The organism is Methylophilus sp. DMC14, assembly GCF_056314085.1.
Window position 1 is genome coordinate 259,019 of sequence record NZ_JBQUZA010000002.1, and the last position, 17,332, is coordinate 276,350.

General features: G+C 53.3%; 18 protein-coding genes. 3 read left to right on the forward strand and 15 right to left on the reverse strand.

Annotation, left to right across the window (positions count from 1 at the left end):
- Window positions 1-42 precede the first annotated feature (42 nt).
- The 15 genes from ACT53C_RS05485 to ACT53C_RS05555 all read right to left on the reverse strand — a co-directional run bounded on the left by ACT53C_RS05485 (window position 43) and on the right by ACT53C_RS05555 (window position 13,790).
- Window positions 43-2,169 carry a TonB-dependent siderophore receptor gene (locus tag ACT53C_RS05485; protein WP_476145199.1) on the reverse strand — a complete coding sequence of 709 codons (2,127 nt, stop codon included), beginning with the start codon at window positions 2,167-2,169 and terminating at the stop codon, window positions 43-45.
- Between the two features lie 182 nt (window positions 2,170-2,351).
- Window positions 2,352-4,514 carry a TonB-dependent siderophore receptor gene (locus ACT53C_RS05490; RefSeq protein ID WP_476145200.1) on the reverse strand — a complete coding sequence of 721 codons (2,163 nt, stop codon included), beginning with the start codon at window positions 4,512-4,514 and terminating at the stop codon, window positions 2,352-2,354.
- 93 nt (window positions 4,515-4,607) lie between these two features.
- Window positions 4,608-5,405, reverse strand: a complete 798-nt coding sequence (locus ACT53C_RS05495; protein WP_476145201.1) for an ATP-binding cassette domain-containing protein — start codon at window positions 5,403-5,405, stop codon at window positions 4,608-4,610.
- Window positions 5,402-6,475 (reverse strand): FecCD family ABC transporter permease, encoded by a 1,074-nt coding sequence (locus ACT53C_RS05500; protein WP_476145202.1) that lies wholly within the window; start codon window positions 6,473-6,475, stop codon window positions 5,402-5,404. The genes ACT53C_RS05495 and ACT53C_RS05500 overlap by 4 nt, the downstream gene beginning before the upstream one ends.
- Complete coding sequence (locus ACT53C_RS05505) at window positions 6,472-7,416, reverse strand: heme/hemin ABC transporter substrate-binding protein (protein WP_476145203.1); 945 nt, start codon at window positions 7,414-7,416, stop codon at window positions 6,472-6,474. The genes ACT53C_RS05500 and ACT53C_RS05505 overlap by 4 nt, the downstream gene beginning before the upstream one ends.
- Window positions 7,403-7,951 (reverse strand): HugZ family pyridoxamine 5'-phosphate oxidase, encoded by a 549-nt coding sequence (locus tag ACT53C_RS05510; protein ID WP_476145204.1) that lies wholly within the window; start codon window positions 7,949-7,951, stop codon window positions 7,403-7,405. The genes ACT53C_RS05505 and ACT53C_RS05510 overlap by 14 nt, the downstream gene beginning before the upstream one ends.
- 139 nt (window positions 7,952-8,090) lie before the next feature.
- Window positions 8,091-8,606, reverse strand: coding sequence for an azurin (gene azu, locus ACT53C_RS05515; RefSeq protein WP_476145205.1), 516 nt, complete (start codon window positions 8,604-8,606; stop codon window positions 8,091-8,093).
- Window positions 8,607-8,715: 109 nt separating this feature from the next.
- A complete protein-coding gene (locus ACT53C_RS05520; protein WP_476145206.1) occupies window positions 8,716-8,955 on the reverse strand; it encodes a hypothetical protein in 240 nt (79 codons plus the stop codon).
- A 102-nt stretch (window positions 8,956-9,057) separates the two neighbouring features.
- Window positions 9,058-10,194, reverse strand: a complete 1,137-nt coding sequence (locus ACT53C_RS05525) for a PepSY-associated TM helix domain-containing protein (protein ID WP_476145207.1) — start codon at window positions 10,192-10,194, stop codon at window positions 9,058-9,060.
- A gap of 29 nt (window positions 10,195-10,223) precedes the next feature.
- On the reverse strand, window positions 10,224-10,643 hold the full coding sequence (locus ACT53C_RS05530; RefSeq protein WP_379073468.1) for an ExbD/TolR family protein: 420 nt from the start codon (window positions 10,641-10,643) through the stop codon (window positions 10,224-10,226).
- Entirely contained in the window at window positions 10,640-11,383 is a 744-nt protein-coding gene (locus tag ACT53C_RS05535) for a MotA/TolQ/ExbB proton channel family protein (protein ID WP_194749241.1), read from the reverse strand. The genes ACT53C_RS05530 and ACT53C_RS05535 overlap by 4 nt, the downstream gene beginning before the upstream one ends.
- Before the next feature lie 27 nt (window positions 11,384-11,410).
- On the reverse strand, window positions 11,411-12,277 hold the full coding sequence (locus ACT53C_RS05540; protein WP_476145208.1) for an energy transducer TonB: 867 nt from the start codon (window positions 12,275-12,277) through the stop codon (window positions 11,411-11,413).
- Between the two features lie 100 nt (window positions 12,278-12,377).
- A complete protein-coding gene (gene hemP / locus ACT53C_RS05545; protein ID WP_476145209.1) occupies window positions 12,378-12,596 on the reverse strand; it encodes a hemin uptake protein HemP in 219 nt (72 codons plus the stop codon).
- A 183-nt stretch (window positions 12,597-12,779) separates the two neighbouring features.
- Window positions 12,780-13,397 carry a 30S ribosomal protein S4 gene (rpsD, locus tag ACT53C_RS05550; RefSeq protein WP_476145210.1) on the reverse strand — a complete coding sequence of 206 codons (618 nt, stop codon included), beginning with the start codon at window positions 13,395-13,397 and terminating at the stop codon, window positions 12,780-12,782.
- 84 nt (window positions 13,398-13,481) lie between these two features.
- The gene (locus ACT53C_RS05555; protein WP_476145211.1) at window positions 13,482-13,790 is read right to left on the reverse strand and encodes a hypothetical protein; all 309 of its coding nucleotides are present in this window, start codon (window positions 13,788-13,790) and stop codon (window positions 13,482-13,484) included.
- Between the two features lie 198 nt (window positions 13,791-13,988).
- Between ACT53C_RS05555 and ilvB the strand changes: the two genes are divergently transcribed.
- From ilvB to ilvC, 3 genes are read left to right on the forward strand one after another with little or no spacing between them, the layout of a single operon-like run.
- Entirely contained in the window at window positions 13,989-15,752 is a 1,764-nt protein-coding gene (gene ilvB, locus ACT53C_RS05560) for a biosynthetic-type acetolactate synthase large subunit (RefSeq protein WP_194749236.1), read from the forward strand.
- The gene (gene ilvN, locus ACT53C_RS05565) at window positions 15,752-16,243 is read left to right on the forward strand and encodes an acetolactate synthase small subunit (RefSeq protein WP_018987330.1); all 492 of its coding nucleotides are present in this window, start codon (window positions 15,752-15,754) and stop codon (window positions 16,241-16,243) included. Before ilvB ends, ilvN begins: the two co-directional genes overlap by 1 nt.
- Window positions 16,244-16,295: 52 nt before the next feature.
- Window positions 16,296-17,312, forward strand: coding sequence for a ketol-acid reductoisomerase (ilvC, locus tag ACT53C_RS05570; protein ID WP_194749235.1), 1,017 nt, complete (start codon window positions 16,296-16,298; stop codon window positions 17,310-17,312).
- Window positions 17,313-17,332: the final 20 nt, after the last annotated feature.

Genomic DNA, 17,332 nt, shown 5'->3' on the forward strand with positions numbered 1-17,332 from the left:
GATCTTCGTCTCAAAGCGCTAGCATATGAAGAAAGTAACTACTTAAAAATCCAGGCGCAGATTGGCCTGCAAGGTCCTTGGCCGGCCGACGCCTAATAAGCTGTTGCCTGCGGTACTCCAGTAATCTTTGTCTGTGACATTATCGACTACGACCTGGAAGGTTGCTTTTTGCTTGCCAAGTAGCGTCTTGTAGCGCGCCCCCACTGACCCGATGGTGTAGCCTGGGATGCTGGCCTGGTTAAATGCGTTTACCTGCTGTTTACCGCTATAAAACACACCAGCACTCAAAAACAGGCCAGGGATTTGCGGGATCTGGTACTCGCCAAACAAGCTGGCTGTTTTTTCTGGTGTATTTTCTGGCGTATTACCATTGCTGGCTGCATCAGGCGTTTTCAAGGTTGCGTCCATGAGTAAAAATGAGGCTGCGACAGACAGTCGATCAGTCAACTCACCTGTGGCTGCAAACTCCAGACCTTGATAATTCGCATCACCATTGATCTTAAAAGTATTAGTCACAGGGTTGGTAAACGCAGCAGCACGCTCAATATCAAAATAAGCCAGTTGCAGCAAAAAGCGATTAAACACTTGGGTTTTTACGCCAATTTCTTTTTGTCTGGATTTTGCCGGGTTGAGCAATTCACCTGCATTCGCACGGTTGGCTGGCGCCTGCCCACTGTCCTCAAAGCCTTCTATATAGCTGGCATACAGTGAAATATTAGGCTGAACCTTGTACATCACTGCCGCCGAAGGAATCACTTTTTTAGCGTTGAACCGTGTCGTCGTCTCAGTGCCCGCATTGGTGGCAATGGTCTCGGTATCGTAGCGGCTCTGGCGTGCGCCCATCATCACGGTCCATTGATCTGTCAGTGCCATTTGATCGAACACATACAGCCCACGATCCAGAATCGTCTGGTCAGAGGAACGGTTGTTAGAGACCGCGGCAAGCACAGGAACGACTCTGGGGTTGAAATAGTTCTGAGTAACAGAAGTACTGGCAAACATGGGGGTCACCCCTTCGCGCTGATTACTGGTATAGCCCACGGTCAGCTGATGCTTGATAGGGCCCGTTTCCAGCAAGCCCAGCAATTCGGTTCTGAAGTTTGTGTTGGTAAAGACCTGGTTACGCACAAACGAAACCTGTAGCTGTCCTTCACCCGTAAGCGGGTTAAAGTTCTGAAACTGTGAAAAGTTACGGTCGCGCTCTGTCTTGGCGCGGCCAGCTTCAAACAGCCAACTCCAGTTATCGCTGATGGCATAATCCGTACGGAACAGCATATTGGTTGCTTCAGCATCATAGTGTTGCCATTTGCCCGCCAGGTTTTGTGTGGCGGCTGGCACGGGTGGTAGCGTGATCTTACCGTTCACGGCTGCCGGGACGACAATTGCAGCCTGCTCTGAAACATCTTTGCGGTAATGCTCTAGGTCCAGCTTGAAAGACAGCTTGTCGTTTGCACGCCAGTCCAATGCGGCTGAGACCAAGCCACGGCTGCCGTCATAATGGTCAATGCCGATATCTTCGCTGCCGGTGACCACGTTAAAGCGTGCGCCAAACTGCTGTTCAGCGCCAAAACGCTTGCCATAGTCCACATGAGCGCTACGCGCGCCAAATTGATTGGTAGACAGCGTCAGGCTTTTGTTTTCAACCTTACCAGCCCGCTTGGTCACCAGGTTGATAATGCCAGAGGGCGGCACCAGGCCGTAATACAGAGACGAAGCCCCTTTGAGCACTTCTACCCGCTCTTTGTTTTCTAGTGGCGTATCAATCAGGTTAATAATCGGCAACGAACCATTGAGCCGGTAGTTTCCGCGGTTCTCGACCAGAATGCCTCGGATCGCAATATTGTCATAGGTCGAGCCACTCAATTGCGAGCGTGAAACCCCTGCGGTGTTCCGCAATGCGCCAAACAATGAGTTGGTTGCTTGCGCATCCAGCACCTCACGCGTCACCGTGTTCACGGTCAAGGGCACGTCCAGCGGATTCATATCTCTAAACGTACCGACCTGTACCGTGTTTGAGTGAAAACTCTGACGACGGCTGGTCGATACCTCAACTTCACCCAGAGTTTGCTGATCGTCATCAGTGTTTGTTGCAGCTGGCGCAGAAGCAGTCTTCTCAGCCTCCCCTTGCGCCCAAACAGCCGACATCGGCAAGGCTAACAACAACGACAAATAAACTGTTTTTAATCGAATCACGGACACACAACACTCCCATTAAATAAAGCTGGCTACTGGAGTGCGAAACTCGATGGCTGGCAAACAACAAGATCAATCTGATTTTTATTTTCAACACTCTCAGCACCCCTCCCTGTCAGGGGCCAGTAAACATACCGGATTGCTAAGAGGTTGGCGTTTTAATAACGCCACGTAAGTGTGGCTAAAGCGCTCATTGGGGCAGCATAGTAAGCTTGGCCCGCATAGGCATAGCGCAAGCTGGAGAGATACTTCTCGTTAGTCACGTTATACAGATTCAACGCCGCGTCCCAATGCTGGTCAATCTTGTAATTTGCGACCAGATTGAGGGTGGCATAGCTGTCCTGGCGATAGCGGAAAGTACCCACGTTTTGCAAAGTGATATCCACATGCGTTTCGCTTTGCCAGTAAAGATTGGCCCCTAACTTGAGGTGTTCCACATAAGGCACTTTATACATTGCTGCGACGTGCATCTGATGCCTGGGGGTGTAAGGATTAACATTTTTGCCGTCTGAGTTCTTCAGGCTCATCAAGCGCGTATAGCCCGCATTCATGCTCAATCGATCCGTCAACTGTCCGGCAATATCAAACTCGTAGCCTTTGCTAATCGCCTCTATACCCTCATAAATCGAGGTTGCGCCTTGGGTGCCAACTTGCTGAGGCAAATGTTCTTGTTCAGTTTTGAAGAGTGCAACTGTGCTGTTTAACTGGCCATTTAACCACTCACTTTTGAGCCCCGCCTCGTAATTCTTGCCCTGCAAAGGCGGCAAGACTTTGAAGTCGCGGCCTAGCTCAGCTTGCGGCTTGTAAATGCCGGTATAGCTGGCATAGACTGAATGCTGGTCACTGACATCGTATACAGCCCCCAAATAAGGCGTGAGCTTGTTATCTTCTTTTGCTGACTGCGGAACACCGTAACTGATCCCCTGCAAGTCATAACTCAGCAAGCTGCCGCCAGCAGTCACTTTCAGGTCATCCGTCACATGGATTCTGGCCGCTGTGTAGGTATTGATGGTGCGCGTAGAAAAGTCAGCGACTTTGCTCTCTGCCCCAAAGGTTGGTAGCCGGAAGTCTGCAGCAGACTCAAAGCTTGCCAGCGGTGTGCCAATGGCACCAAAACGTGAATAGTCGCGCACATCCGCCTTGCTCAAGGTGGTTCCAAAAACCAATTCGTGTTTGCGACCGGCCAACTCGACCGGACCATTCGCATAAAAATCGAGGACATTGTCCTCCGTACGGGTATGGTATCGGCCTGGGTAGCTTAAGAGACCCAAGCCAGTCGCACGCACTTCGTTGCCATAAATGTAATGCAGTCTTGCATCTGCGTCAGTCTGCTTGTGGGTGAACTGCCCTTTGGCTTTCCAGCCATTGGCAAACAGATGAGTCATTTCAGCGAAGCTGATATTGGTGCCTACATCCCAGTAACTCCAATGGGGGGCAGTACTATCTGAGCGTTTATAATGTCTAGGACTTCCATCAGCGTATAGCAACGGTAAACTGCCCCAGTTATTACCACTAGAGTTATTCTGCTGATAGGTGTGGCCGACGGCCACGCTGGTACGGTCAGAAAGATCGGCTTCAATCACACCATATGCCACGTTGCGCTCATTGCTATAGCGGTCCAGATAAGAATTCTTTTCCTGATGTGCCATCACCAAACGGGCACGTACACTGCCATCCGCATTAAGCGCTCCCGAAACATCCGCATCCAGCCGACGGTTATCCCACGAGCCAGCCGTGGCATTAATCTGTGCTTTAAGATCCTTGGTCGGACGCTTGCGAATAAAGTTAATGGTCGCAGAGGGGTTACCGGTAGAAGTGAGCAAACCGTTTGCGCCACGCAACACTTCAATCCTGTCGTACAGCGCAACATCCAGGTCCCCATATTGCGTGCCATAGGTGATCGGTGTACTTAATCCATCAATTTGAAAGTTGGTGATGTTAAACCCACGTGCCGTATATTCGCTGCGGTCTGTTTCAAATTGCTCGACACGGACCCCCGTCGCCAGCGATAACGCATCATTCACGGTCAACGCACGAAAATCATCCATGAGCTGCCGTGTAATGACCGAGATCGACTGTGGGGTGTCGCGAAGACTGGTATTCAACCGTGTGGCGGTCGCCGTCGCGTTTACAGTGTATGACTTGGTTTGCTCAGAGGGCTGATCATGGGCGACTTTGGATGTGACTTTTACTTCTGGCAAGGCGTCGACCTCCCCCTTTTGACGCTGGTCTTCAGCAAACCCTGGCTCGTGAAACGCAATGAGTAAGGCAACAAATAAACGGCGATAATGCGCGTAATGTATTAAAGATAATTGAGACATGCAATTCCCCTGACAAACAATCGCTGGCTACAGGAGAAAACACTCGTTGGCTTGCATTAAAGCATTAAATGATAACAATTATCATTAACAAAATCAACAGATAGTACTGTGGGCCGCCTCGGGAGCAACCAGCATTTGCCCTTGCTCAGTGACCGCGCTGACCAAATTAACTTCGTACAACTCAGCCAACGTCGACAGGGCAATTTGCCTGCGTGGATAATCGCCCATGAGACGCCCGTCTTTAATCAGCACGAGCCGGTCGAATCCCTGCAAGGCCTGGTTGATATCATGCAAGATGGCGAAAATCGCATGCCCACGCTGGCGGGCAAACTGATCCATGGCGGCCATCAGTTGCCACTGCAAGCCCGGGTCGAGCGCCGCCATCGGCTCATCTACCAGCAACAGGCCTTGCTCGATATCCCACAATTGCGCAAACACTCTGGCGAGATGGACGCGCGCCTTTTCGCCACCGGACAGGGTATCGAACCGGCGCGGCAGCAAGTGCCGGGCACACGCCAGTTCTGCGGCCTGGCGCACTATCCCATTTAAATCAGGATCGACCATTCTGGCGACCCGGCCAAGACCAATCACCAGTTCGACGGGCAATCCAAAAGCGACCTCATGCGACTGTGGCAAGATGGCGCGTTGGCGGCTTAAGTCGACCAGTGACCACGTTGTCAAACAGCGCTCACACAGCCTGACTTGGCCACTGCTGGGCAAATACTCGCGCGCGAGCAACTTGAGCAAGGTGGATTTACCGGCGCCACTGGGTCCGAGCACCGCAATCCGTTCACCTGGCTGCACGGTCATCGAGAACGGACCAAAAACATGGCCTCCCAATTTGAGCGTCACGGCTTGCAGCTCGAGCAACTGTGCAGCGCGATGGCTCATAGATGACCGCCTTTTCTGAGGCTCCCGAGCAATAGCAAGAAGAACGGCGCACCCAGCAATGCCGTAAAAATCCCAACTGGAATTTCTGCGGGAATCGCCAGCGTACGGGCCGCGGTATCAGCCAATAGCAACAGGATGGCGCCAACCAGCATGGCAAGGGGGGCTAGACGACGCTGATCAGGCCCGATCAATAAACGCACAATATGTGGGGCGACCAAGCCGATAAAACCGATCATGCCGCACCAGGCGACGGCAAACCCGCTCAATAGCGCCACCAGCACAATGACACGGCGGCGTAATTGACGCACGTGAATGCCGACATGCGAGGCGGCCGCCTCGCCGAGCGCCAGTGCATTCATGGCATTCACCAGCCGTTGCATATAGGCCAACGCGGCGATTAACAATAGCGACAACAATAACACCAGCCGCCAACTGGCACTCGCCAGCGACCCTAACGTCCAGAATGTGAGACTACGCAGCTGTTCATCCGTCGCCAGATAGGTGCATAAGCCTATGACGGCGGTAGCCAGCGCATTGAGTGCAATCCCAGTCAATAGCAATCCGGCAATCGAATCTGCCGTGAGCCAGCGCGCCACGCCATCCAGCAAAAAGCAGACACTTACCGCGCCGACAAAAGCCATCAGTGGTAACAGCCAATAGCGTAAAGTGGTGGGAATCTCTATCCCCGAGCCAGCCAGCAGCACAATCGTTAACGCCGCCGCGCAGGCGGCACCACTACTCACCCCCAGCAACGCCGGGTCGGCCAGCGGGTTACGAAACAGGCCTTGCGTGAGCGCGCCTGACAATCCCAAGGCAGCCCCAACCAGTGCCGCAAACAGAATGCGTGGCAACCGAAGATTCCACAGCACATAAGCACCGCCAGTGAGCGGATGAGCGGGGTCATTCAACCAGCCGATGCGCCACTCAGCCAACGTCACGGGGACGGCCCCCGCCCAGGCCGACAATGCGAGCAGGATGAGCAAGACAACACCCAAGACCCAGAAAGGATATGTTGCAAAACGGGTGGTTAGGCGCTCGCAGAAGACCGGCCAGGCGGTTGCGCTGATCATAGGGTCATGGCCTTGCCGAGCAATTGATCAAGTGCGGCGACGGCCTGCGGCAACCGTGGCCCGAACCCTAGCATGAACATGGCTTCCAGCGCCACAATCCGGCGATGCTCCCCGGCGGGCGTCTGCGCCAGGCCAGGCAGCCGCAGTGCGCCTTCGACTCCACCCACCACAGCCAGCCCTTGCTCTGTGAACAAAACGATCTCTGGCTGCGCTGCAATCAATGCCTCGGGGGTCAACGGTTTAAAGCCCTGAAACCCCTGCACCGCATTGCGTGCGCCCACATAATGCAACATGGCCTCGGCACTGCTCCCCTGCCCTCCCACCATGACCTGGCCGGGGGCATGTGACAACACAAACAGCACACGTGGGCCCTGCCCTTTACGTGCCAGAATCGGCGCACGCGCACGTTGCCAGTCGGCTTTGAGTTTGTCTACGCACTGCGACGCCGCTGGCGTACGATCAAGTAAACGCCCAAGCTGTTGCATGCGATCAACCACGCCTTCAAAGCGGTCATGCGCCGCCAGAATACTTAGCGGCACACCTGCCGCCTGAACTTGCCTTAGCACGGCCGGGGGCCCGGCATCTTCAGTGGCGACTACCAGCGTCGGCGCCAATGCCAGAATCCCTTCGCTGGACAAGGTGCGTGCATAGCCAACACTGGGCAGCCTGGTGGCCGCCGCCGGAAAAAGCGAAGTGGTATCTACACCGACCAAGGTCTGGCTGGCACCAAGTGCATAAATCATTTCTGTCAAAGCACCGCCGATACTGACGATGCGCTGGCTCGCGGGCTCGGTGTCTGCGGCCCACACCCAAGACTGGGGCAATAGGGCTGTGATTCCCAATGCACCCGCTTGCTGTAAAAATTGCCGTCTGGCCGCCACTGAAGCGCTCATGGCATGAATACGTGTTTTCTGCTTATCCATGCCATCAAACCAACGCATCCAGATCCGCCTGACTGTCGCTATCTGGCGCACGATGGCCTTGTTCGTTACGGTGCGCCACCTCAGATAAATCCTGGCCGGTCAGGCGATAGGCTTTGGCAAAACCAGCCACATAGCTGCCCTCTAACGGTGTTAAGGCATACAGGTGAAAGTCCGTCAGTTTGGCGATCACTTCCATAAATTTGCCAAATTTGGCATGAAACTGATTCATCACCAATACAAACGTAGCTTCATCCCTAGGCACTTCTTGCGCCTGGCATTGCAGCACAAGACGCTTTCTGGCAAATGGATGGCTGGCCGTCTGCTCGCTTTCGATAAACATCACCGAGCAACGACCGTGATGTTGCAAATTGGCGCAATGGGCGGCCAACTCACTGACATAAATATAAAACCGCTGCTCGTGCTCGACAAAAGTGGCATAGCTGGCTTCAGGCCATCCCTGATCACTGGTGGTCGCTAACTGCAGGGATTGAAACTGCCGGTGGAACGCATTGGCTTCAGTGCCAACGGCCTGTAATTTTTGTGTGTCTTGCATCGTATTCTCCTCTAACGCACTCATCATGTTTTAGCCGCGGCAACGCTTTGCTTTTACTGCCAGTAAGAAACGAAGTGATCACCCGCAACTGGGCCCTGTGCCCATTTGAACCTGCCGGTGCAGGCAGGTTCTGCAAGGACTAGATCAGCTTGAGCGTGCCTTTCATCATCGAGGCATGGCCGGGGAATGAGCAAAAGAAGACATAACTGGCTGATGCATCCAGCTGCTTGGGCGTCAGGCTGGTCTCCGCACTCTCACCACCGCCAATCACCTGGGTGGCGGCGAGCACGCGACTGTCCTGCGGTTTGACAAAAGACTTGGCGATGCCTGCCTTCATGCCATCTTGCAATACGCCCTGTTCATCAGCCTGTTTGCTGATCACCAGGTTATGGCCCATGATGTTTTTAGCCATGGTACCGGTATGCTTCAAGCGAATGGCAAAAGAAGCGCAGGCTTTGGGCACAGCAATTTCCTTGACGTTGTAGGTCATGGCATCCGTGGCTTCTACCGTGACTTCACAATGGTCTGCGGCCTGCGCAGAGGCTTGTAGCAATAAAGTGCTGGCAACCACGGCGAGCGGCGCGGCTTTTAACAATAAGCGCGCTAAAAAAGAAGCCTGGCTCGCGGAAAGGCGGGGGTTAAAAGTGAGTTTCATCTATGCTCCAATCATCCAATTTAAAAACTGGCTGGCTACTGGAGTGACGACTCGGTGGCTGGCTAAACTAAAGACGGCCCGGCAGCTTGCCGGGACAATCAAAAAAGACTTACTTGCGGGCGCGCCCAGGCTGGCCGGGCAAAAAACGGGCAGACAAGCACGGCTTGCAAAGATAGTAATAAAGGCTGATCACAATCGGCAGCGCCACCGCTGCATCCGACAGCAATTCGCGGGCATCATCTACCATCAAGGCGGTGACCAGGCCCAGAACAGTGATGAGGCCAATGACCAACGGCCATAAAAAGATTTGTGACAGTGATTTACTTTGCATAAACAGATGTGTAACCATGATTCATATCGCCTATTGAGACATCGCCGTTGAAACCCCTGAGGTTTAAATTCACAAACAGTGTCGATATTCACAAAAAACGCTATTCATTAAACCGGATGCTCAACTCGCCTCACTTAGTATGATGCGCGTTTGAATATCCGGTACATATTGGTGGCGCTTTTTCCACCAGAGTTTGAGTCCGGTCCACAACACCACAATACTTAATAGATCCAGCACCGCCCAAATCCACTTCAAGGTCATGCCGCCATAATCGCCAAAATGCAGCGGCTGCGACACCAGCAAGCCCACCAGATACCAGGGCAACGGGCGACTATCGGTCAGCTGTGCGGTCTGTGCATCGACCAGTACCGGCTTGAACAGGCGCTTGGTCAGCGGGCTATCGCCACGCATGAAAATGCCATAATGATGCTGGCTGGTATAAGGCGTGCCGGGAAAAGCGATAAAGCCTAATTCCATCTCGGGTTCAGCACGCTGCGCCACTTGCAAAGACTGCTGCAGTGAAGCAAACGCTGTCGGTGGAGGCAGGTTTTTATAGGGCGCGACCATTTGCGCCATTTGGTCAAATTGCCAATATTTAATCAGCAAATCCGACCAGGCATTGATCACGCCGGTCGCCCCCACCACCAGCAACCAGCAGAGCGTGACGATGCCTAGAAAGTTATGGATATCAAGGCGCTTGAGCTTGTCGCCACGCTGGTGACGGATCTCGCCAAACGGCAGTTTGCGCATGAAAGGCGCATACAGCACCACGCCGGAAATAAGGGCAATCAACAGCAAAAAGCCCATCAAACCCAGGAACAACATGCCAGGCAAGCCCGCGAACAGATCAACATGCAGCTTGAACATCACATATAAAAAGCCTTCGTCATCCTTGGGCTCACCCAATACCTGTGCCGTACGCGCATCGAGTACCACGTTGTGGGTATTCGTGATGTCAGTCGGCGTCGCACCCAAGCGGACAACCCATTGCAAGGGCTCGTCGTCTTCGCGGTACATATATTGCGGCACCAGCTTGGGGTAACGGGCTTTGGCCGCCGCCATCAGACTATCCATGCTGGCATTGGGACCGGCATGGCTGATCACGGGTGTTTCAATCTGGTCACCCAGCAGATGATGCAGCTCATGCATAAAAATCAGGGGCAGGCCGGTCAGGCATAGCAGTAACATGAATGCGGTACAGACCAGACTGCTCCATTTATGGATCCATGCCCAGCGGCGGATGGTTTGCTGTTTCATATGCAATGTTTAACTCAGATGAATTTGAATCAAGGTTGCGGTTGGCTGACAAAGCCAATTTTTTTCATGCCCGCCGTTTGCGCCTTGGCCAACACCTCGGCCAGCACCTGATAGCGGGTGTTTTTATCGGCACGAATCTGCAACTCTGACTGCTGCTGCCTGCCTGCTTCTTCCTGCAACTTGGCGGCTAACTCTGGCGCCTGAATTTCACTATCGTTCCAGAACAGCTTACCGTCTGCGTCCACCGCTAGGTCAATGACTTCCGGCTTTTCCTCCAGTGGCTGCGAGGTGGCTTGTGGCAAATCAATCTTGACCGCATGCGTTAGCAAGGGCGCAGTAATGATAAAAATCACCAGCAAGACCAGCATCACATCAACCAGCGGCGTGGTGTTGATTTCACTCATGGGCTGGGTGTGTTCACCCGCGCTAAAAGGATTTTGCCCCATCATAGGTTGCCACCTTTGCTTGCAACTTTAGCGTGCAGCTCAGTCACATTGGCAGGCTTCTGACCTTGCTTGATCATCAATGGCGCACCCGTAGTCAGCAAGGTATGCAAGTCTTGCGCAAAATTCTCGAGCTCGGCCATGACACTGCGATTCGCCTTGATAAAGGCGTTATAGGCCAACACAGCCGGGATCGCCACCGCCAGACCAATCGCCGTCATAATCAAAGCCTCACCAACCGGGCCGGCCACCTTGTCGATGGTCGCCACGCCGGATTGGCCAATCGCGGTCAGCGCGTGGTAAATCCCCCACACTGTACCGAACAAACCAACAAATGGAGCCACGCTGCCCACAGAAGCAAGCACAGACAACCCGCTCTCCATGCCTGCCTGCTCTTGCGACAAAGTACGGCGCAACTGGCGTGCAACAAACTCATCTTGGCTGCAAGCCGCGCCCAGAGACTGGCTGGCATGTTGCTGATGGTGCTGGGTAGATTCGACGGCAGTCAGCGCCAGGCGGAACGCTGGTGATTGCATCTGCGTATCCTGCAAGGCCTCTTGCAAGGTCGCTTTGCGCCAGAACTGCTTTACATAAGCCGTGACTTCGCGCTTGTGCTTGAAGACTTGCCAAGCCTTGACCACAATAAAATACCAGCTCATGACCGACATAGTCAGCAGCACCAGCGCCACGATGACCGAGACAACCCCACCCTCGGTAATAAATGCCAAACCACTAGTTGATTGCATCAAACGTTCCTTTCAATAAAAACTGATTTAATTTTGTGTGAGTGAGAAAGACAATGGCACATTGACAAAAGCACTGAGTGCCTTGCCGCCTTTGCGGGCTGGCTCAAACCGCCATTGCTTGACGGCATTGAGTGCCGCCTTGTCCAGCCGCTCATAGCCACTGCTTTTAAAAATCTCTACCGACTCCGGGTGACCTTCTGCCGACACCAGCACCCTGAGCAACACGCGCCCCTCTTCACCGGCGCGCTGTGACAACCGCGGATATTCCGGTGCCGGGTTGTTCAGGTAAGCCACACCAAACTTTGGCGGCTCCTCTTTTTCTTCCACCTCGTGCTTGGGTGGCGCAGCAGGTGCAGGTGCGGGCTTGCTTGGGGCAGCCGCTTGCGGTGCTTCCAGCGGCGGCGCGGCGGGCTGGGTGCTGGCTTCAAACTTGGGCTGATCTGGCGTGGTTTCCGTGATCCGTTCCACCACTGGTGCCGGGCGCTCTATGGGCTTGACTGGCGTTTCTTTTGGTTTGATCACCGGTTTCACCACCGGCTGCTGCTTGATGATGGGGACCACCTCAGGCGCAGGCGCCTCCTCTTTTTTTGCCGGCAAGGTAATCAACGATACCGTGATCGGCTCTGGCTTGGGCAACTCAATCAGTTCCTCTTCAAACAGCAGAAAACTGGCGATCACCAGCGCATGCAGCGCGACCACCAGCAGCATGCCCACTGCATGCCAACCCTGGCGGCGGTCACGCATGAGCAACTGTTCAGTCGCCAATACTGACCAGCGGAACACCCCCGCCAGCTCGCCCAACTGCCGCTTATGCAAACTCAACTCAGGCAAGCTGGTAGCCGACATCCGGGCGGGCTTCAACGACAACCCACGCAAAGACTCACGTTGCGCCATTAGCGTCCATCTCCTACAAAATGACTGTTTATTAAAGTACTGAAGGCAACCTGCTGGCTGCCTGCTTCACATTGATACTTCACCACACCCAGCGCGCACATCATGAAGAGATTCCATGCCCCAAACTGTCCTGACACTTGGTCAGCAGCAATTTATTTTGCCTGGTCCGGGTCAGGCGGTACTCATCGCGACCATGCATAATGGCTACCACACCCCGCTTCCCTAGCAATTGATTGGCATCCACCACAGGCACGCCCGTCTGAGTCGCGTTGGCGGCATTTTGCCCTTGATTCAACTCAGGCTGCAAGCGATTCGTCATCTACAATCCAGTCCAAAAAAAAGCCGACTTACATGCTTGCGCACTGCGGCATCAGATTTCAAGGAACACCCTTACCAGGGGTAATTTGGCGCATTAAAAACACGCCTATTTGAGCAGTGACATGTTGGGGTTAGGAGCACCACTCAAATTCATTGGCCTGCAGGCTTGCACCTGCACGCGAAATTAAACGCGGTTAGCGTAGTATTCAACCACTTGCTGCACTTCAATCGGGAACGGCACATCCTCAATGGATGGCAAGTGACCAATTTTTGCCGAGGCGGTCGTCGTATCCACAGATAACCACTCGGGGATAGTCAGACTGGGCGTCGCCATCGACTCGGCTACCATCGGAATTTTGCGACTTTTCTCTTTGAGTGTGACCACATCGCCCACTTTCAAGCGCACTGAAGCAATATTGACAGGCTTGCCGTTTAACAACACATGCCCGTGATTGACCAACTGGCGCGCAGCAATGCCCGTCGGCGCAAAACCGGCCCTGAACACCACGTTATCCAGACGGCGCTCAAGCAAAGACATCAACTTTTCACCGGTAGGCTCCGAACCTTTACGCGCTTCCAGCATCAGCTTGCGCATTTGCTTCTCGCTCACACCATAGTTAAAACGAATCTTCTGCTTCTCCACCAACTTCACGGCAAAATCCGAGCGACGACGACGAGAAGCCTGCTGACCATGCTGGCCAGGCGGATTGGGCCTATCTTCAATCGACTTGCGTGACAACCCTGGCAACTCCACGCCCAGGGCGCGCATAATCTTGAGTCGAGGTCCGGTGGTTCTTGCCATTTCAATACTGCCTTTCTTAATCTTTTGTTTTTTGTATGCGATGTACTCTATCTAATGCAACGAGCGCCTGCGCCCTTGCGCCTATCACTGCATGGTGGCCGACGGCGTCACAAATTCAGACACCGCCTGCTGCATGGCAAAGGTTTGATGCGCTTGCAACAACTCCTGCCATTCACGCAACAATTGCCTGGCCGCCGAGGTAATCAAACCACTCTCTGCATACTCAGGCGCATTCAAGGTTTGGGCCAGACTGCAACCCAACAAGGCCAAATCCTCCGAAGGATTCATGGCATAGCGCGTTGCCACACAACTCAGCGAAACCAGCACTGCACTTGCGGTCGGCAGGTCAGGATCGAACAACTGGCTGGGTAATGCGCCTTGTAAACTTTGCATGGCGTGTATGCCTCTCGTTAACTGTTATGCAAATGATAATGTTTCTCATTTATAAAGTCAACTATTGATTGCAGGGATTGCAATATGGCATCCGACGCAACTGAATGTCGGGCTCAGTCAGTGCGAAATCTTGACCAAATTAGTAAAGCAAGTTAATGTATAGGGTTCAACATTTATTAGCCGAAAAATCAAGGTTTTATGGACGCCTCAGCCCACTCTGCGACAGACACCCACGCCAAATCCATGACAGGTGCGGACATTGTTGTCTCCTGCCTGAATGAAGAAAAAGTCAAATTCGTCTTTGGCTATCCAGGTGGTGCGGTCTTGCATATCTATGATGCTTTATATAAACAGAATGGCTTCAAGCACATTCTGGTGCGTCACGAGCAAGCAGCTGTGCATGCGGCAGATGCCTATTCACGTGCAACGGGGGATGTCGGCGTCGCCTTGGTCACCAGCGGTCCAGGTGCGACCAATGCGGTGACTGGGATTGCCACGGCCTATATGGATTCAATCCCACTGGTGGTGATCAGTGGTCAGGTCCCGGTGCCAGCGATTGGCATGGACGCCTTTCAGGAAGTCGACATGGTGGGGGTGACCCGCCCGTGCGTGAAGCACAACTTCCTGGTCAAGCACGTTAAAGACATTGCGCCGACCATCAAGAAAGCATTCTTCATCGCCAAAACCGGCCGTCCCGGTCCCGTAGTTGTGGATATCCCTAAAGATATCACGGCGCACGTGGCCGACTTTATCTACCCGAAAACGGTAGAGATGCGTTCTTACAACCCGATTTTGAAAGGCCATAGCGGCCAGATCAAAAAAGCGGTCAAGCTGCTGCTGGGTGCAAAACGTCCGATGATTTACACCGGCGGTGGCTTGGTATTGGGTAATGGTGCGGCTGAGCTGGTCAAGTTGGCCAAAGCGTTGAATTTCCCGGTCACCAACACCCTGATGGGGTTGGGCGGCTACCCTGCCACTGACAAACAGTTTGTCGGCATGCTGGGCATGCACGGGTCTTATGAAGCAAACATGGCGATGCAGCACTGTGACGTGTTACTGGCGGTTGGCGCGCGTTTTGACGACCGCGTGATTGGCAATCCCAAGCACTTTAGCAGCCACAAACGCACCATCATTCATATTGATGTCGACCCATCCAGCATCTCCAAACGCGTCAAGGTTGACGTGCCGATTGTTGGCGACGTGCAATCCGTGCTGTCTGACATGAACGAAATTTTGGCGCAAGAAGAAAACCAGAGCACAGACACCGCCGACTGGTGGTCACAAATCAATGAATGGCGCGGCATCCAGTCGATGGATTACGCCTATTCAGACACCGTGATCAAACCACAGTACGTGATCCAGAAGTTATGGGAAGTCACCAAAGGCGAAGCCTATGTGACCTCTGACGTGGGCCAGCACCAGATGTGGGCGGCGCAATACTACAAGTTCGATAAGCCACGTCGCTGGATCAACTCCGGCGGCTTGGGCACCATGGGCGTGGGCTTGCCATACGCCATGGGTTGCCAATTTGCCGACAAAAATGCGCAAGTCGCCTGTGTGACCGGTGAAGGCAGTATCCAGATGAACATCCAGGAGCTGTCCACCTGTGCGCAATACGGCCTGCCGATCAAGGTCATTCTGTTGAATAACCGTTATTTGGGCATGGTGCGTCAGTGGCAGGAGTTCTTCTACGAGAACCGCTACTCAGAATCCTACATGGATAGCCTGCCTGACTTTGTCAAACTGGCCGAATCTTATGGCCACGTTGGCATGCGCATCACCGATCCGGCGGATGTAGAAGGTGCCCTGAAAGAAGCGTTTGATAGAAAAGACAAATTTGTATTTATGGACTTTTTAACCGACCAAACAGAAAACGTCTTCCCGATGGTTGAAAACGGCAAGGGCCTGTCAGAAATGGTATTGAGCCCACGCACGGCCAGCCGCCTGAAAGGGGAAGAATAATGCGTCACATTATTTCACTGCTGATGGAAAACGAAGCAGGCGCCCTGTCACGCGTGGCCGGCCTGTTTTCTGCCCGCGGTTACAACATTGAATCACTCACGGTGGCGGTCACCGAAGACCCTACCCTGTCTCGCATGACGATTGTGACCACAGGCTCCGATGATGTGATTGAACAAATTATCAAGCAACTCAACAAGTTGATTGACGTGGTCAAGGTGCTGGATCTCAACGATGGCAAGCACATTGAGCGCGAACTGATGCTGGTCAAGGTCAAAGCCACCGGCGTCCATAAAGACGAAATGAAGCGCATGTGCGACATTTTCCGCGGCCGTATTATCGATGTGGCCGACAATAGCTACACCATTGAGCTTACCGGCTCTTGCAGCAAACTGGATGCGTTTATTGAAGCCATAGACCGCAGCGCGATTCTTGAAACCGTGCGTACGGGTGCTTCCGGCATTGGTCGTGGCGACCGCATCCTCAAGGTTTAACCGGAATTATTTTTTACAGACAAAGCATTTGTATTGAAAGGCAAAAGCAGAGATGAACGTTTATTACGACAAGGACGCCGACTTAAGCATTATCAAAGGCAAAAAAGTGACGATTGTGGGCTACGGCTCTCAAGGTCATGCACACGCAGCCAACCTGCGCGACAGCGGCGTGAATGTCACCATTGGTTTGCGTAAAGGCGGCGGCTCCTGGGCCAAAGCCGAAGGCGCTGGTCACACCACTTTAGAGATCGCAGCAGCGGTTAAAGACGCTGACGTGGTCATGGTATTGCTGCCAGACGAAACCATGGCAGAAATTTTCAATGCCGAAATCGCGCCTAACCTGAAAAAAGGTGCAGCACTGGCATTCGCACACGGCTTCAACATTCACTACAACCAGATCGTGCCTCGCGCAGACCTGGACGTGATCATGATCGCCCCTAAAGGCCCAGGCCACACCGTGCGTTCCGAATACCTCAAAGGTGGCGGCGTACCTTCATTGATCGCGGTTTACCAAAACACCTCAGGCAAAGCCAAAGAAATCGCTTTGTCTTACGCTGCAGCCAACGGCGGCACCAAAGGTGGCGTGATTGAAACTGACTTCCGCGAAGAAACAGAAACTGACCTGTTCGGCGAACAAGCCGTACTGTGTGGTGGCGCGGTTGAACTGGTGAAAGCCGGTTTTGAAACGCTGGTTGAAGCGGGCTATGCGCCAGAAATGGCCTACTTCGAGTGCTTGCACGAGTTGAAACTGATCGTTGACCTGATGTACGAAGGCGGTATCGCCAACATGAACTACTCCATCTCCAACAACGCGGAGTATGGTGAGTACGTGACAGGCCCACAAGTGATCAACAGCCAGTCCAAAGAGGCTATGCGTCAATGCCTGAAAAATATCCAGAATGGTAACTACGCTAAACAGTTCATCCTGGAAGGCCGTACTAACTACCCAGAAATGACGGCCCGCCGTCGTTTGAACGCTGCTCACCCAATTGAGCAAGTGGGTAACAAACTGCGCGCCATGATGCCTTGGATTGCGAAAAACAAACTGGTTGATCAGTCTAAAAACTAATTCTAGACCTTGAATCAGTA

Coding starts and splice junctions, on each gene's coding strand:
- ACT53C_RS05530 (WP_379073468.1), bottom strand. CDS start 10,643: ATGATGGGGCAAAATCCTTTTAGCGCGGGTGAACACACCCAGCCCATG.
- ACT53C_RS05495 (WP_476145201.1), bottom strand. CDS start 5,405: ATGAGCCATCGCGCTGCACAGTTGCTCGAGCTGCAAGCCGTGACGCTC.
- ACT53C_RS05525 (WP_476145207.1), bottom strand. CDS start 10,194: ATGAAACAGCAAACCATCCGCCGCTGGGCATGGATCCATAAATGGAGC.
- ilvC (WP_194749235.1), top strand. CDS start 16,296: ATGAACGTTTATTACGACAAGGACGCCGACTTAAGCATTATCAAAGGC.
- ACT53C_RS05500 (WP_476145202.1), bottom strand. CDS start 6,475: ATGATCAGCGCAACCGCCTGGCCGGTCTTCTGCGAGCGCCTAACCACC.
- ilvB (WP_194749236.1), top strand. CDS start 13,989: ATGGACGCCTCAGCCCACTCTGCGACAGACACCCACGCCAAATCCATG.
- ACT53C_RS05490 (WP_476145200.1), bottom strand. CDS start 4,514: ATGTCTCAATTATCTTTAATACATTACGCGCATTATCGCCGTTTATTT.
- ACT53C_RS05520 (WP_476145206.1), bottom strand. CDS start 8,955: ATGGTTACACATCTGTTTATGCAAAGTAAATCACTGTCACAAATCTTT.
- hemP (WP_476145209.1), bottom strand. CDS start 12,596: ATGACGAATCGCTTGCAGCCTGAGTTGAATCAAGGGCAAAATGCCGCC.
- ACT53C_RS05540 (WP_476145208.1), bottom strand. CDS start 12,277: ATGGCGCAACGTGAGTCTTTGCGTGGGTTGTCGTTGAAGCCCGCCCGG.
- ilvN (WP_018987330.1), top strand. CDS start 15,752: ATGCGTCACATTATTTCACTGCTGATGGAAAACGAAGCAGGCGCCCTG.
- rpsD (WP_476145210.1), bottom strand. CDS start 13,397: ATGGCAAGAACCACCGGACCTCGACTCAAGATTATGCGCGCCCTGGGC.
- azu (WP_476145205.1), bottom strand. CDS start 8,606: ATGAAACTCACTTTTAACCCCCGCCTTTCCGCGAGCCAGGCTTCTTTT.
- ACT53C_RS05535 (WP_194749241.1), bottom strand. CDS start 11,383: ATGCAATCAACTAGTGGTTTGGCATTTATTACCGAGGGTGGGGTTGTC.
- ACT53C_RS05505 (WP_476145203.1), bottom strand. CDS start 7,416: ATGCGTTGGTTTGATGGCATGGATAAGCAGAAAACACGTATTCATGCC.
- ACT53C_RS05555 (WP_476145211.1), bottom strand. CDS start 13,790: ATGCAAAGTTTACAAGGCGCATTACCCAGCCAGTTGTTCGATCCTGAC.
- ACT53C_RS05510 (WP_476145204.1), bottom strand. CDS start 7,951: ATGCAAGACACACAAAAATTACAGGCCGTTGGCACTGAAGCCAATGCG.